The organism is Ruegeria sp. SCSIO 43209 (assembly GCF_019904295.1).
Classification (GTDB): Bacteria; Pseudomonadota; Alphaproteobacteria; order Rhodobacterales; family Rhodobacteraceae; genus Ruegeria.
Map to the genome: position 1 here is coordinate 1,724,620 of NZ_CP065359.1, position 14,214 is coordinate 1,738,833.

Here is a 14,214-nt window from a genome sequence, read left to right on the forward strand (position 1 = left end):
TTGCCCCCTGCGCCCTGAGACTTACAGCGCCTTGCCTTCAACCTGAGGCTTCAGCCGATTCACGGCATTGGTTACTTCTTCATGATGGGGATGTATAGCCAGCGCACGTGAATAGGCCTCAAGTGCTTGTTCTGGCTTGCCCACGATCTCAAAGATGAGGCCAAGGCCGTAAATAGCGTCGTAGTTGTTCGGATTCAGGGTCAATGCCTGTTCAAGATCCGCCGCAGCCATGCCAAACCTGTCAATGCCGAAGAAAACCGAAGCGCGCACATGCCAACCCTCGGCAAACTCGGGTGCGTGATCGGTAAGCGCCGTCAAATGATCAAGCGCGGCCTCGATATCCCCGTCATCCAGCGCTTCGCGTCCGCGTTCCAACAGCAAATCCGCCGAAGCCGAACCTGATTGTGACCACAGCGCCTGCAATTGCCGATCCAATCCGATGGCCTGTTCGGGCGTCGATTGCGCCAGTTGCTGCAACAGTGACGCCTCGTCCCGCGAATCCGCCTGCTGCGCGATGCAACTGGTGGAAAACGTGACTATGACGGCAAGTGCCGCGACGGTACGTTTGAGATTGGTGATTGCAATACCCATAACAATGGTCAGTGTAGCGTAGCGACCGGGGATGTCCATTCACGGCGCATGAACAATATGAGGAAGACCATGAGCGATATTCTGGAAAAAGCCGCGGCGGCATTGAATGAGAAACTGTCGGGCGGCGATTTCGATGCGTCAGCCAAATTTGCCATTGCCGATCTGGGTTCTATCATTCTGGATGCAAGCGGTGCGCGGGTAAGCGACGAAGATGCTGATGTGACCCTCAGCGCCGATGCGGACACCTTTGAACAGATTCTCAGCGGCGACCTGAACCCAACCGGTGCGTTCATGTCCGGCAAGCTGAGCGTTGACGGAGACATGGGTATTGCCATGAAACTCGCCTCGGTGCTGGCCTGATGGAGTTTTCGCCGGCCCCCTTATTCGAAGACGTGGCCGGCGGCCCTGCCGATGGTGCGGCGCATTGGCTGATCACCGAAGATGGCAAACGTATCCGCGTGGCACATTGGCTGCCCGGAGGCGATACGCACGGCACGGTGATGCTGTTCCCCGGTCGCACGGAATACATCGAAAAATATGGTGATACCGCCAAGGAATTTGTGAACCGGGGCTTTGCAAGCCTCGCGGTCGATTGGCGCGGGCAAGGGCTTGCAGATCGCCTGCTGGATGATCCGCGGATCGGTCATATCGAACAATTCGCCGATTACCAGCACGACGTTCGCTCAATACTGAAACTGGCCGAACAACTCGAGTTGCCCAAGCCCTGGTACGTCATAGGCCATTCCATGGGCGGAGCTATCGGGCTTCGCGCCGTTCTGGAGGGGGCTGATTTTGCGGCCTGCGCCTTTACGGGCCCGATGTGGGGCATATTCTTTACACCAATCATGAAGCCGCTCAGCCAGCTAACCGCCTATTGGGGCCCACGGTTGGGTTTGGGCGAGAAAACACCGCCCACCACCACGCTGGAGAGCTATGTGGCCTCACAGCCCTTCGAAGGAAACGTGCTGACACGCGATCCGGCGATGTACCGAATGATGCAGGATCAGTTGGCCGCACACCCTGAACTTGCTTTGGGCGCACCGTCGACCATCTGGCTGCGCGAGGCGCTGGATGAATGCACCTGGCTCATGGAACAGACCGCGCCCGAGATCCCTGCCCTGACCTTCTTGGGCAGCCACGAACAGATCGTGGACCGCAAGGCCATTCGGGCACGTATGGCCAACTGGCCTAGCGGTACTCTGGTCGAGATTCCCAACGGCGAACACGAAGTTCTGATGGAGGCGCCCGAGGTGCGCGGGCCGGTCTTTGATCAACTTGCTGCACATTTCGCGGCAGCCGCGGCGAAAGCAAAACCCGAGCCCTGTCATTAAGGCCCAAGCCGACAGCTTGCTTGTGATCCGGACGTGCCGCGCCTAAATGTTTGCCAACGCAGTTTATTCGAGGTGTTCCATGCGCGACCTTCCCTTTCCCGTCCGTGATGCAAATGCAGGCGGCGGTGCCGATGATCTGGGCAATTTGCCGGAATGGGATCTGACGGACCTCTATGCCTCGGAAGATGCACCCGAACTGGCCCGCGATCTGGACTGGTTGGAGGGCGAATGTGCGTCCTTTGCCACTGATTATGAGGGTAAGCTGGCCGAATTGGACGCAGCTGGCCTACTGACCTGCGTGCTGCGCAACGAAAAGATCAACGCCATCGCCGGGCGGATCATGTCCTTTGCCGGATTGCGCTATTACCAACTGACCACCGACGCGGATCGCGCCAAGTTCCTGTCGGACATGCAGGAGAAGATCACTGTATTCACCACGCCGCTGGTGTTTTTCACGTTGGAACTGAACCGCATAGACGACGACGTGCTGGCCGCGCATTTCGCCGCCAATGCCGATCTGGCACGATACGAGCCCGTGTTCCGTCGCATCCGTGCAATGAAGCCCTATCAGCTGTCCGACGAACTTGAGAAATTTCTGCACGACCTCGGCGTTGTCGGTGACGCGTGGGAACGCCTGTTCGACGAAACAATCGCGGGTCTGACCTTCACCGTCGATGGTGAAGAGCTGAATATCGAAGGCACGCTGAACTTGCTGACCGAACAGGATCGCACCAAGCGTGAGGCCGCTGCGCGCGAGCTTGCGAGCGTTTTCCAGAGCAATATCAAAACCTTCGCGCGCGTTCATAACACGCAAGCCAAGGAGAAAGAGATCGTCGATCGCTGGCGCAACATGCCAACTGCCCAGACTGGTCGCCATCTGTCAAACGACGTTGAGCCCGAAGTGGTCGAAGCCCTACGCGAGGCCGTTGTGGCCGCCTACCCCAAGCTGAGCCATCGGTATTATGAGCTGAAGCGCAAGTGGCTTGGTCTGGACGTCATGCAGGTCTGGGACCGCAACGCGCCATTGCCGATGGAAGACACCCGGATCGTTGACTGGGCCGAGGCCGAGAAGACGGTGATGGACGCCTACAACGCGTTTGATCCTCGGATGGGTGAGATCGCAGCCCCCTTCTTCTCAAAAGGTTGGATCGACGCGGCGGTGAAGCCCGGCAAAGCGCCCGGCGCCTTTGCGCATCCCACCGTGACCGAGGTTCATCCCTACGTGATGCTCAACTATCTGGGCAAGCCGCGCGACGTGATGACCCTTGCGCATGAGCTCGGCCACGGCGTGCATCAGGTACTGGCCGCCGATCAGGGCGAGATGCTGTCATCGACCCCGTTGACCTTGGCTGAAACCGCCAGCGTGTTTGGCGAAATGCTCACCTTCCGCAAAATGCTTGATCAGGCCGAAACCCCGGAACAGCGCAAGGTGCTGCTGGCCGGTAAGGTCGAGGACATGATCAACACAGTCGTCCGCCAGATCGCGTTCTACGACTTCGAATGCAAGCTGCACGCCGCGCGCCGCGAAGGTGAGCTGACGCCTGACGACATCAACGCCCTTTGGATGAGCGTTCAGGCCGAAAGCCTTGGCCCGGCATTCGAATTCATGGACGGGTACGAGACCTTCTGGGCCTATATCCCGCACTTTGTCCACTCGCCCTTCTACGTCTACGCCTATGCCTTCGGCGATGGTCTCGTGAACGCGCTCTACTCGGTCTACGAAAGCGGTGCGGACGGGTTCGAGGACAAGTATTTCGAAATGCTGCGCGCCGGTGGCTCGAAGCACCATAAAGAGCTTCTGGCCCCGTTCGGACTGGACGCCAGCGATCCCGAGTTCTGGGACAAAGGTCTGTCGATGATCTCGGGCTTTATTGACGAATTGGAAGCGATGGAAAGCTAAAGCTACGGGGCAGCCTGCATGGGCTGCCTCATTTCTCTTTGGTTGATTTCATCGTCGTCACAAAAATGGCCGTCACGATCAATACCGCGCCGACAATCGCAAGCGGAGTTATCGTTGCGCCCAGAAACAGCGCCGAATTGACAAAGGTAAACACAACCGATGCGGCGAATAGCAGCGTCGCCGTCAAGGTCGACACGCGCGCGGCGGCTTCGTACCAAAGATAATAGGCAAGCGCGGTGGGCAAAACGCCCAGAAGGATCAAGAAGATCACATCGTTTGCGGTTGGTATCTGAAACGAAAAAGCCGCCAGTGGCACCAGCAAAATGCCCGAACACAAAAAGATGCCAAACAGGAAGTTCAACCTTTCGGCGGTGGTCTCCGATGACTGCATCGCGCGGCTGCTGGAAATCAGGAACACCGCCCAGCTGAGCCCCGCCCCAATTTCCATCAGATCGCCAAGCAGGGGCTCTCCCCCGCCTTGAAAATCCCGATAGACAGTCAGAAACACACCGAGGATCGCCAGCAGAGTCGCCAATACATCAGTCCGGCCAACGGCGGTATCCGCGAAGAAATACAGGAATATCAACACGAAAAACGGCGCGGTATTTTCCAGCACCATCGCATTTGCGGCACCTGTATGTTCCAGGCCTATGTGGAACAGGATATAGTTCACCACCGTCGACAACACCGCCAGCCGGAAGTTCCAATCCCTGTACTGGACCGAGACCCGCGCGCCCATCAACCGCAACATGCAATAAATCGCTAATGCAGCAATGAACAGGCGCGATACGGCAATCTGTAACCCGCCGAGATCACTGGTCAGGTACCGCACGATAACGCTGTGCGTGCCCCATAGAAACGCGGCGAGGAACCCAAGAACCAACCCGTTTTGCAGTAATGATCTCTGCGGCTGATCCTTCACCGGGCGCTCCTAGCGTTATTTCAGCTGACTGTCTTTCGAACCCCGCCGATTGATCCCGCCGCGGGTCTTGAAGCTGCTGTCACGCTCTTGCTGGCAGTCCAGGCACAGCTTTACGCCGGGCAAAGCAAGGCGGCGTTCTTCGGGGATCGGTTCTTCGCATTCGGCGCAATGGGTCAGGCTTTCGCCCAAAGGTCGCTTTTGCGCCTGCATCCGCGCCAGCTCATCCGAAATCGACGCTTCGATCTGTTCACTCACCGCGCCATCGCGCGCCCAGCCGCCCGCCATTTTACCCTCCTGATCCGGTCGGGACAGGATACGCGAGACACCACAGGGGTGGCAAGCTAGAGCGAAACGGCGGCGTCAAAGACCTGATCGATAACCTCTTGTGTGCCCCTCACGAATTCCAACGAACAGGGATATTCAACCCCTTCGCGAACCGATCGGCAGAACGCTTCGACCTGCAATTGATAGTGGTTGTCCGCAGGAAACCGGGGCACCAGAACCTCAAGGCCCGGTCGGTGCAGTTCAACCCGCGCCTCGCCGAACACACGGGCATTGAACGGAGCGGTTAGACGGATCATGCCACCTTCTCCGTGAAACACCATTTCCTGATGTGGATGCATGCGTGTCGAGACGTAGGCGGAATAGGTAAATTCGGGAAACTGCGCGCGTATTTCGGTGAAGACATCCACGTCATTTTCCCACCGGATCGCACCGCTGACCGAGACCGGCTCTTGCCCAGTCGCAAACCGAGCGCTGCCGATAACATACACCCCGATGTCACGCAGCCCGCCCCCACCGGTTTCCGCACGGTTGCGGATGTTGCCCGTGTCCGCCCGATTGTCATAGCTGAACGCCCCGGTGACATGGACCAGCCGGCCGATCGCTCCGTCCGCGATCAGTTTATGGGTCAGAAGCCACTGAGGGTGATGCACGATCATATATGCTTCGGCAGCCAGTAAACCCGTCTGGTCCCTCTTTGCGATCAGCGCGTCAAACTCATCGGCCCGCATGGTCATCGGCTTTTCGCACAGCACATGCTTGCCCGAATCCAGCGCCTTCAGGCTCCATTCGACGTGAAGATGGTTGGGCAGCGGGATGTACACCGCCTCAATCTCAGGATCGGCTAGCAATGCCTCATAGCTGTTGTAGACATTCAAATCAGGGCAATATCTAGCAAAGGGCTCGGCCTTGGCCGTATCCGAGGTCGCCAACCCCGCCAGCCGCGCGCCCTCTGCCGCATGGATGGCGGGCGCCATGTGTTGTCGTGCGAATCTGGCTGCACCCAGAACACCCCAATTGACCGGTTTATGCATGCGCGCCCCCTAAAAATTGATGTAACCCGCCCACGGCGAGCTCAATGTAATTCAGTTCCTGATCTGTCTATCAACCACCTGCCAATAAGTCAGTCCTATCTCTATCTATTTGAAAATCATACGCCTCAATAAATTTTTTGATGAGATTAAAAGACCCCGATAACCTTATACTTTATATCGATAATCTAAAATCGATCAGCGTCAAACCTGCCCTCGCAAATCAGTTTTGTTGATCCAGTCTGATACTGCCGCCGTAGCTCAAACATCGACTGAATCATGCTCGGATGGTGCTCTGGCAACATCCGGAGCAACGGCAAACAGGGTGGGAGGCTTACTGAAATGCCAGCAACACATACGATTACAGGAACAGTGCTAAAAAGCGGTGATCCCGGAACGTTTGACAGCGACAATCAGGATTTCGACATTCTCCGCGAAGCGGTGATTGCAGCCGGGCTGGCGGAAACGCTGGACAATCCTGAGGCAGAACTGACCGTCTTTGCCCCAAATGACGCCGCCTTTATTACTCTGGCACAAACACTTGGGTATAAAGGGGATGACGAGGCTGGAGCATTAGGCCACATCATCAAGGCGCTCACCCTGCTTGGCGGCGGAGACCCTATCCCTTTGCTAACCAACATTCTGAAGTATCACGTGGCCGATGGTGAGTTCGACAGCACCACAGTGGTCGGTCTAGGCGACGGGGCTGAAATCCAAACTCTGCTTGGGTCGTCAGTCGAACTGAACCTTGAAAGCGATCCTCCCAGCCTGGGCGATGCCGATCCGGGCATCGACGATCCCGGCTTGATCGCGTTCGACGTGGATGCGTCAAACGGTATCATTCACGTACTTGACGGCGTACTTCTACCCGTCTCGGTGTCGGGCATTCTGGGCAAAAAGAACACGGACTTTATCCTGGGTGACAGCAGCGATGAATTCATCTTTACCGGACGCGGCAAAGACTTTGTTCACGGTGATGGTGGCAATGACGTGATCAACACCGGCTCGGGCAATGATGTGGCGCTTGGCGGTGCCGGGAACGACATAATCTTCGGGGGGCGTGGAAAGGATATTCTGCGTGGCGATGAAGGCCATGACAAAATCTTCGGAGGTCGTGGGAAAGACATCATCGACGGCGGCGAAGGCAATGACAAACTCTTTGGTGGGCGCGGTAAGGATACGTTTGTATTCGATGAAGGCGACGGTCACGACTGGATTGTCGATTTCCGCGTCGGCAAGGACAAGATCGACCTGTCCGAATACGATGGCATCAACAGCTTTGAGGACATCGAAGACGATATCGACGGTAAGTTCTTCGGGACCAAGATCGAGTTGGACGACGGAGACAGCATCTATCTGTCAGGCGTCTGGGCAAGCCACCTGTCCGAGTCCGATTTCATTTTCGCATAACAAAAAAAATCAGCCCGCTCATATGGCGGGCTGATATCAGTCTGGGGTTAGTTTGAACCCATCATACCTTTTTCGCGCGCAAGCTCACGCATCTTCTTTTGAAGCTTCTCAAACGCGCGCACTTCGATCTGACGAATACGTTCACGGCTGACATTGTACTGCGTGCTCAGCTCTTCCAGCGTAACAGCCTGGTCCATCAGACGGCGCTGAGTCAGGATGTCTTTCTCGCGATCGTTCAGAACATCCAGCGCAGCAGCGAGCAATTCGCGCCGGGCTTCCAATTCATCGCGCGCCTCGTAGTCACCAGCCTGATCGGCATCTTCATCTTCCAGCCAATCCTGCCACTGCATGGTGCCTTCGCCTTCGGACCCCACGGTCGCGTTCAGCGACGCATCGCCACCGGACATCCGACGGTTCATGCTGATCACTTCTTCCTCGGTCACTCCGAGGTCTTCTGCAATCTTGGCCACGTTTTCAGGACGCAAATCACCCTCTTCCAGCGCGCCAATGCGTGCCTTTGCTTTACGCAGGTTGAAGAACAGCTTTTTCTGCGCCGATGTTGTACCCAGTTTCACCATCGACCACGACCGAAGGACGTATTCCTGGATCGAAGCGCGGATCCACCACATGGCATAGGTCGCCAGCCGGAAGCCTTTTTCGGGGTCAAATTTCTTGACCGCCTGCATCAAGCCCACATTGGCTTCGGAAATCACCTCTGCCTGCGGCAGGCCATAACCGCGATATCCCATGGCGATCTTGGCCGCCAAGCGCAGATGAGACGTGACCATTTTATGCGCGGCCTCGGTATCCTGTTCCTCGACCCAGCGCTTGGCCAGCATATATTCTTCCTCCGGCTCCAGCAGAGGAAACTTGCGAATCTCCTGCATATAGCGGTTCAGCCCACCCTCGGGTGTCGGCGCTGGAAGATTTGAGTAATTTGCCATTTATTTCTGCCCCTTGGACAAATGTTTAAGCCCTTAACATGGGATATGGGTACCAGACCCGATACATTCAAGAGGATCTGTTAACAGTCTGAGATTAACCCTATGTAAAGGAAAGCTGAAAAGGCCTTTTTCACAAGCCTTTGCAGTTTATTTCAGTGGTTTTCTGAGATTTTCCAGCAGGTCCGCCATATCCTGCGGCAGCGGGGCTTCAAAACGTAATGCCTGGCCCGAAACCGGGTGTTCGAAGCCTAACACTGCTGCGTGCAGAGCTTGGCGGGGGAAAGCCTGCACCGCCTCGGCGGTTTCGGGCGTGAATGCCCGCGCGGCCAGTTTGCGCTTTCCGCCGTAAACCGGGTCTCCGACAAGCCCGTGGCCGGCATGGGCCATATGGACACGGATTTGATGCGTTCGGCCCGTCTCAAGCCAGCATTCGATCAAGGACAGACCGCCGGGCGTTCCAAAAACTTCGACAATCCGCGCCCGTGTCACTGCGTGGCGGCCTCCGTGAAACAGCACAGCCTGCTTTTGTCGATCGGTCTTGTGCCGTGCCAGCTGTGTCGTCAGACGCATGATGTTGCCCGGCTCAAAGCTAACACCCTTGATCCCACGCAACCGAGGGTCATTGGCATCCGGCACACCATAGCAGATCGCGCGATAGTAGCGCTCGACGCTATGCGCCTCGAACTGGGCAGCCAGCCCGTGATGCGCCGCATCCGATTTCGCCACAACCAGCAACCCGCTGGTTTCCTTGTCGATCCGGTGCACGATGCCCGGGCGCTTGACGCCCCCAACACCCGAGAGATCATCCCCGCAATGATGCAGCAGCGCATTGACTAGCGTACCGTTCGGCGAGCCCGGCGCCGGATGCACGACCATCCCTGCTGGTTTGTTGATCACGATCAGATCGTCGTCCTCATAGACGACTTCAAGTGGGATATCCTCAGCGCCGATATGACTATCTTCGGCTTCGGCCACGGTGATCCCAATCTGCGCGCCTTCGGTTATCTTAGCTTTGGGGTCTTCTACGGCGACGCCATCAACGGTGACGGCACCCTCATTGATCAGTCGGGCCAGCCGGGTGCGCGACAGGTTCTCTTCCGCTGGCACATCCCGCGCAAGCGCCTTATCAAGGCGGGGCGGCGGAGCGGCCGCGATATGAAACTCTATCAGGCGGGTGCCCATGACTGTCCCTTCCGAACCTCAGGAACCGCAGGAAACACCGCAGCTTCGACTGCTGCGGCGCATGGTCATGCTGTTGACCGCGGTAATGATTGGCGGGGTTCTAGTGACATTCGCCTTGATTGTCATCCGCCTATCGGACCGAACTCCGACTCTGCCGGATCAGATAGACCTGCCGGATGGTGCAAAGGCCCAGGCCGTGACCATCGGCAACAACTGGTATGCGATCGTGACCGACGACAATCGCATTCTGATCTTCGACAAGACGACCGGAAAACTGCGGCAAGAGGTTACGCTGAACTAGTTTCACGCCTGACCCGAAAGTCTATTCAGTTGATTGGTGAACCGCTTGTGGGGCGGAAAAAGTTCGCGCGCTTTCTCAAGATAGGGACGCGCCTTGTTCTTGTTGCCGCGACGCATGTGAATCTGGCCCGCCATGCCCTGAATGACTACGGTGACTTCATCCAGATCGGCAGCTTTCAGAATGAACTTTTCACCCTGACCGGTCTTGCCCGTCCGCTCTAGCAAGCGCCCCATGGCAAACAGAAGAAACGGGCTTTCCGGGTCACAAGCTAGCGCCTCTGACATCGTTCGATGCGCAGCTACGGTATCGCCTTCTGCTTCGTAAAGTTCGGACAGCCGCTTTTGATACAAGGCACTTTCCGGCACACCAGCTACGATCTGGCGGGTTTTATCAATGGCTTGGGCCCCGGACAATTCCCCCAGATGTCTCTGTAGTATCACCCTCGCGCCCAACAATCGCGGGTCGTCTGCTGGTACGTCGTGAACCTCATCGAGTGAGGTAGAAAGCGCTTCCAATCTTTGTTGGTGATCAAAGATACGACTTGCGCGTTGATCCAGCGCCAACTCGGCCCAATCCAAGAGTATGAAATCGAAGTTGCAAGAACGCCTGACAACAACATTGCGCTGAACCAGATACAGGTTATTGAACGGTGGAAATCGGCGTTGCCGAACGACCTTCTGCAACGACCAATCCACAGGCGGCATTAGCCTAAGCGCAAGTTGGGCGCGGTAGAGCATTCTGGACCCCAGCACCACAACATCCGGCCGTAAGGGTTTGGACCAGAACGCTTTAGCAAAGTGCAGCGTCGCCGCACCGCGCTTGCCCTGCATGCCAAGAACAGCGCCGCGCAACGCGCACAAAACAGTATAGTCTTCGGGCCAGAGATGCGGGTTCTGCAATCCCTCTTTGGCATGTGCCTCGCTTTCCTGCCACTTCGACAGGTAAAAACAGTTCAGGGATTGCAGAAGTGGCATAAAGGCGTTGTCGGCCCCGGCGTCCAGAATAGGTTTCGCATTATCATACGCCTCTTCGCAGCGATCCTGCGCTGACAGATGTTGCACCGCCTTTGAATAGATATGCGCCGCCTCTGAGGGATTCAGAAAGGCCGATGGCCCCTTCGCAACCCGTTCGATGAACCGCGCATTGGCCGCCTGCATCTCATCCTTGGACAATACATCGCGGAACACTTTACGCTGCTGCCCCGAAATCCGGGCTGCAGCCATTGAAAAGCCAGATATGTGTGGCGCGATCACCTGATCCGCCCGTGACATCGCAAAAAGCTCCAGAAAGTCCCGCTGCGCCCGGGTCAGAGCCGACAGATCAGCGATATCCGACATCTGCATGAGCTCCGGAAACCGTTGCTTGAAACGGTCTATCACCTCTGGCTGATCCGAAAACATGATCGCCGTCTGGCCCTTGGATTTCTCCAGATGGGCCTCGTAAAACTCGTCAGGTTCGATCTTGGCGGGCCAGATCGAATGCTTCCATGGTAATCCGTTCAGGATTTCTCCGCGCCGAATGTGGTAAGCCGAACCCCCCTGCCCCGAGAGCTTGTGATCCGCACGATCCATGATCTGACGAACCTCATCCACAAATCCAACGCTATGTATGAAATCGCGATAGCGGGGACGGATGGTTTCGATATCTTCCCACGGGAAGGCAAATATCTCGCTCGCCTCTTCGACCAGAACCGAACGGCCAGACGCCAAATGGTCGATCAGCCGCTCGGGCGATGGATCGTGATGGAAGGCCCAAATTGGCAGAGCGGTCGCGCTTATCGTGTCGAACTCTGCCTGATCAAGGAAATGCGCATCCATCCAGTCTTTGGTGAATAACTCCTCAGTATGATCCAACTCCGGCGCATCGGCGCCTTGCGGGAACCAGTTCACCCGGTAGTCTGTCCCAAAGTCTTCGGCCAAACGGATACTGGTCAGGATCATCAGCAGGCGCGCGCCCAAACAATCCGTACGCTGACCAATGAAAACGCCACGCGTTTGGATCATTGCGCGATCCGGGTGGTCAATGCCCTGCCAATTATTCCAATTATCTGATACATACAGACATTCCCAAACCACGTTCGCCTAAGGTCTTACACAACCGCTACAGTTGAGGCGAGATGCGAAAAACGCGGTGTTTTGCAATTTGTTGCAATGCGAGGTTAAGCAACCGCCGGACGGGCCTGCGACAAGTCCGGAGAAATGCGAATGGCCTGCGAGATCAAGTTCAGGCACGCGATTGAGCGCTGGGAAATGATATCCGCCGGAATGCGTGTGGCCGCTGCCAAGGCGTCCGTCAGTGAAACGCCGACATCCGTTGTCAACACGCGCAGCGCGGTGGTCAGGTTCAGATCGGCCCCGGCCAGGGTTCCATCCGGTAAGGTCAGCCTGCTGTTTTCACGTTGGATGACACGCCCTTCCAGCTTGAATTCCTGCAGATCCGTTCCAGCAACGGCCATCGCGTCGCTCACCAGAAACAGATGCCCCGGCCCCTGTTTAGCTGCAAAGGCGGCGCGCATCGTCTGCGGGTGAACATGGATTGCATCCGCTATCAACCCGGCAGACATCGCACCGCTGGACAAGACTGCGCCAACCAGCCCCGGTTCGCGGTTGCCCAACTGACTCATCGCGTTAAACAAATGGGTGGCGCAGTGCGCGCCCGCCTGTGCGTAAGCCACGCAGGTCTGAAACTCGGCATCACTGTGCCCCAACGACACGATGACCCCCGCCTTGCTGAGCGTTTCGACCTGAGCAATCGTGACACTTTCAGGCGCAAGCGTAACCATCAATGCAGGCAACGCCCCTGCCGCTTCTATCAGCTGTGCAAGATCAGCGTCCTGCATCCGGCGGATCAGCCCGCCGTCATGCGCGCCCTTGCGTCGCACCGAGAGATGCGGCCCCTCAAGATGCAAGCCGACAATCCCCTGAACTCCGCGCTGAATGGCCTGAGAAGCAGCAGAAATGGCAGCCGTTGTCTTTTCGGGCGTGTCCGTGATCAGCGTCGGAAGGATCGACGTCGCGCCAAGCTTGCGATGAGCCGCCGCAATACGCTGTAATGTCTCGACCGATGGATCGTCGTTGAACATGACGCCTCCGCCGCCATTCACCTGCAAATCTACATAGCCGGGGCTTAAAATATCGCCCGACAGATCCTGAACCATCTCATCCGAAGGCAACTCGGCTTCGGGCAAAATACTGTCGAGCAGCCCGCCGACGAAACGGGCGGCGTGGCCGTCCTTCAGGGTTTTACCATCAAAGATAGGCCCGCCCGCGAAGGTGATCGTCGCATCGGTCATACCGTCTCCGTCACTTTCCGCAGGTGACGCGGTGCATCGGGATTGATGCCCAGGCGCTTGGCCACAGTTTCGACCATACCGTAGAACGAAGCGATTGAGGCTACCGGATCTGTCATCCAGTGCGTGGTGCGGACATGTGGTAGCCTCACGGCATCAGACACCTGATTGGTCGTTGCGAAGACTTTTGCGCCCTTAGCTGCGAGCGCATCGGCGACTTCGGCGATGTTGGCCTCAGCCGCGTCTCCGGACGAGAACGCAATCACCGGAAAGCCCTGATCCACGATCGAAACCGGGCCATGCAGAACTTCGGCCGAGGAATAGCTCTCCGCATGAATTTGGCAGGTTTCCTTGAATTTCAGCGCCGCCTCATTCGAAATTGCCCAGGACATCCCACGTCCCAAAGTGAACAGGGATTGGCCATCGACTGCCTCGACCACCGCACTCCAATCGCAGGTGATCGCCCGCGATAAATCTTCCGGCAATTTGTGAATTGCAGCCAGCAAGGTATCGTCGCCCTTGACCTCGGCCAGCAACCAAAGCCCGGCGACCAGAGAGGTGACGAAAGTCTTGGTGGCAGCCACGCTAAGCTCGGGGCCTGCAAGGATGGGCAGAGCCGAGGTGGCGTTCTGGGCCAGTGCAGACGTGGTATCGTTCGTGATCGCCACCGAATACGCGCCGCCTTCTGTCAGGGACTTCGTCAGCTGTACGATGTCGGGGCTTTGACCCGATTGGGATACCGAAATACACAGCGCCCCGGGGCATCGCATATCGACCCCGTAGATCGATTTCACGCTCGGCCCAACCGAGGCCATGGGCAGGCCCAGCAGCAGTTCTGAAGCGTATTTCAGATAGCTGCAGGCATGGTCCGACGAACCTCGCGCAACCGAAATCAGGAAGCCGGGATCGTGCGCGCGGATCGCGCTTGCGGTCTTTGTAATCGCCGTGGCACCATCAGTGAGAAGCCGATCAACGGCAAAAGGTATCTCATTGATTTCCTGCCGCATTTGAGTTGTTTCGCTGGACATGTG

Annotated in this window: 14 protein-coding genes; 5 read left to right on the forward strand and 9 right to left on the reverse strand. The window is 57.1% G+C overall.

The features are described from left to right. Positions 1-21: 21 nt before the first annotated feature. Positions 22-630, reverse strand: a complete 609-nt coding sequence (locus tag I5192_RS08640; RefSeq protein WP_223118195.1) for a tetratricopeptide repeat protein — start codon at positions 628-630, stop codon at positions 22-24. Between the two features lie 30 nt (positions 631-660). Between I5192_RS08640 and I5192_RS08645 the strand changes: the two genes are divergently transcribed. The 3 genes from I5192_RS08645 to I5192_RS08655 all read left to right on the forward strand — a co-directional run bounded on the left by I5192_RS08645 (position 661) and on the right by I5192_RS08655 (position 3,822). Then, entirely contained in the window at positions 661-951 is a 291-nt protein-coding gene (locus I5192_RS08645; RefSeq protein ID WP_170393409.1) for an SCP2 sterol-binding domain-containing protein, read from the forward strand. Continuing rightward, positions 951-1,922 (forward strand): alpha/beta fold hydrolase, encoded by a 972-nt coding sequence (locus I5192_RS08650; RefSeq protein ID WP_223118196.1) that lies wholly within the window; start codon positions 951-953, stop codon positions 1,920-1,922. Before I5192_RS08645 ends, I5192_RS08650 begins: the two co-directional genes overlap by 1 nt. A 79-nt stretch (positions 1,923-2,001) precedes the next feature. Next, the gene (locus I5192_RS08655; protein ID WP_223118197.1) at positions 2,002-3,822 is read left to right on the forward strand and encodes a M3 family oligoendopeptidase; all 1,821 of its coding nucleotides are present in this window, start codon (positions 2,002-2,004) and stop codon (positions 3,820-3,822) included. A 28-nt stretch (positions 3,823-3,850) separates the two neighbouring features. Here I5192_RS08655 and I5192_RS08660 read toward each other — a convergent pair whose 3' ends face one another. The 3 genes from I5192_RS08660 to I5192_RS08670 are packed head-to-tail and all read right to left on the reverse strand — an operon-like array spanning position 3,851 to position 6,060. Continuing rightward, positions 3,851-4,744: a DMT family transporter gene (locus I5192_RS08660; RefSeq protein WP_223118198.1), complete on the reverse strand. Its 894-nt coding sequence runs from the start codon at positions 4,742-4,744 to the stop codon at positions 3,851-3,853. 15 nt (positions 4,745-4,759) lie between these two features. Beyond that, positions 4,760-5,029, reverse strand: coding sequence for a DksA/TraR family C4-type zinc finger protein (locus I5192_RS08665; protein ID WP_223118199.1), 270 nt, complete (start codon positions 5,027-5,029; stop codon positions 4,760-4,762). Positions 5,030-5,085: 56 nt separating this feature from the next. Continuing rightward, a complete protein-coding gene (locus tag I5192_RS08670) occupies positions 5,086-6,060 on the reverse strand; it encodes a Gfo/Idh/MocA family protein (protein ID WP_170735259.1) in 975 nt (324 codons plus the stop codon). Positions 6,061-6,399: 339 nt separating this feature from the next. Between I5192_RS08670 and I5192_RS08675 the strand changes: the two genes are divergently transcribed. Next, positions 6,400-7,467, forward strand: a complete 1,068-nt coding sequence (locus I5192_RS08675) for a fasciclin domain-containing protein (RefSeq protein ID WP_223118200.1) — start codon at positions 6,400-6,402, stop codon at positions 7,465-7,467. Positions 7,468-7,514: 47 nt separating this feature from the next. Here I5192_RS08675 and rpoH read toward each other — a convergent pair whose 3' ends face one another. Together rpoH and I5192_RS08685 are read right to left on the reverse strand one after the other, a co-directional pair. Next, positions 7,515-8,411 carry an RNA polymerase sigma factor RpoH gene (gene rpoH, locus I5192_RS08680; RefSeq protein ID WP_223118201.1) on the reverse strand — a complete coding sequence of 299 codons (897 nt, stop codon included), beginning with the start codon at positions 8,409-8,411 and terminating at the stop codon, positions 7,515-7,517. A gap of 147 nt (positions 8,412-8,558) precedes the next feature. Further along, positions 8,559-9,593: an RluA family pseudouridine synthase gene (locus tag I5192_RS08685; RefSeq protein ID WP_170801181.1), complete on the reverse strand. Its 1,035-nt coding sequence runs from the start codon at positions 9,591-9,593 to the stop codon at positions 8,559-8,561. On the opposite strand from I5192_RS08685, the gene I5192_RS08690 reads away from it, so the two are divergent. Next, positions 9,592-9,894: a DUF6476 family protein gene (locus I5192_RS08690; RefSeq protein WP_170393427.1), complete on the forward strand. Its 303-nt coding sequence runs from the start codon at positions 9,592-9,594 to the stop codon at positions 9,892-9,894. The two genes, I5192_RS08685 and I5192_RS08690, sit on opposite strands and share 2 nt — an antisense overlap. Before the next feature lie 2 nt (positions 9,895-9,896). Here I5192_RS08690 and I5192_RS08695 read toward each other — a convergent pair whose 3' ends face one another. From I5192_RS08695 to I5192_RS08705, 3 genes are all read right to left on the reverse strand, one after another. Then, on the reverse strand, positions 9,897-11,897 hold the full coding sequence (locus tag I5192_RS08695; protein WP_223118202.1) for a lipopolysaccharide assembly protein LapB: 2,001 nt from the start codon (positions 11,895-11,897) through the stop codon (positions 9,897-9,899). Positions 11,898-12,052: 155 nt separating this feature from the next. Then, a complete protein-coding gene (nagA, locus tag I5192_RS08700; RefSeq protein ID WP_223118203.1) occupies positions 12,053-13,186 on the reverse strand; it encodes an N-acetylglucosamine-6-phosphate deacetylase in 1,134 nt (377 codons plus the stop codon). Next, on the reverse strand, positions 13,183-14,211 hold the full coding sequence (locus I5192_RS08705) for an SIS domain-containing protein (protein ID WP_223118204.1): 1,029 nt from the start codon (positions 14,209-14,211) through the stop codon (positions 13,183-13,185). Before I5192_RS08705 ends, nagA begins: the two co-directional genes overlap by 4 nt. Positions 14,212-14,214: the final 3 nt, after the last annotated feature.

Coding starts and splice junctions, on each gene's coding strand:
- I5192_RS08675 (WP_223118200.1), top strand. CDS start 6,400: ATGCCAGCAACACATACGATTACAGGAACAGTGCTAAAAAGCGGTGAT.
- I5192_RS08640 (WP_223118195.1), bottom strand. CDS start 630: ATGGACATCCCCGGTCGCTACGCTACACTGACCATTGTTATGGGTATT.
- I5192_RS08695 (WP_223118202.1), bottom strand. CDS start 11,897: ATGATCCAAACGCGTGGCGTTTTCATTGGTCAGCGTACGGATTGTTTG.
- I5192_RS08690 (WP_170393427.1), top strand. CDS start 9,592: ATGACTGTCCCTTCCGAACCTCAGGAACCGCAGGAAACACCGCAGCTT.
- I5192_RS08685 (WP_170801181.1), bottom strand. CDS start 9,593: ATGGGCACCCGCCTGATAGAGTTTCATATCGCGGCCGCTCCGCCGCCC.
- I5192_RS08705 (WP_223118204.1), bottom strand. CDS start 14,211: ATGTCCAGCGAAACAACTCAAATGCGGCAGGAAATCAATGAGATACCT.
- I5192_RS08655 (WP_223118197.1), top strand. CDS start 2,002: ATGCGCGACCTTCCCTTTCCCGTCCGTGATGCAAATGCAGGCGGCGGT.
- rpoH (WP_223118201.1), bottom strand. CDS start 8,411: ATGGCAAATTACTCAAATCTTCCAGCGCCGACACCCGAGGGTGGGCTG.
- I5192_RS08650 (WP_223118196.1), top strand. CDS start 951: ATGGAGTTTTCGCCGGCCCCCTTATTCGAAGACGTGGCCGGCGGCCCT.
- I5192_RS08645 (WP_170393409.1), top strand. CDS start 661: ATGAGCGATATTCTGGAAAAAGCCGCGGCGGCATTGAATGAGAAACTG.
- I5192_RS08665 (WP_223118199.1), bottom strand. CDS start 5,029: ATGGCGGGCGGCTGGGCGCGCGATGGCGCGGTGAGTGAACAGATCGAA.
- I5192_RS08670 (WP_170735259.1), bottom strand. CDS start 6,060: ATGCATAAACCGGTCAATTGGGGTGTTCTGGGTGCAGCCAGATTCGCA.
- nagA (WP_223118203.1), bottom strand. CDS start 13,186: ATGACCGATGCGACGATCACCTTCGCGGGCGGGCCTATCTTTGATGGT.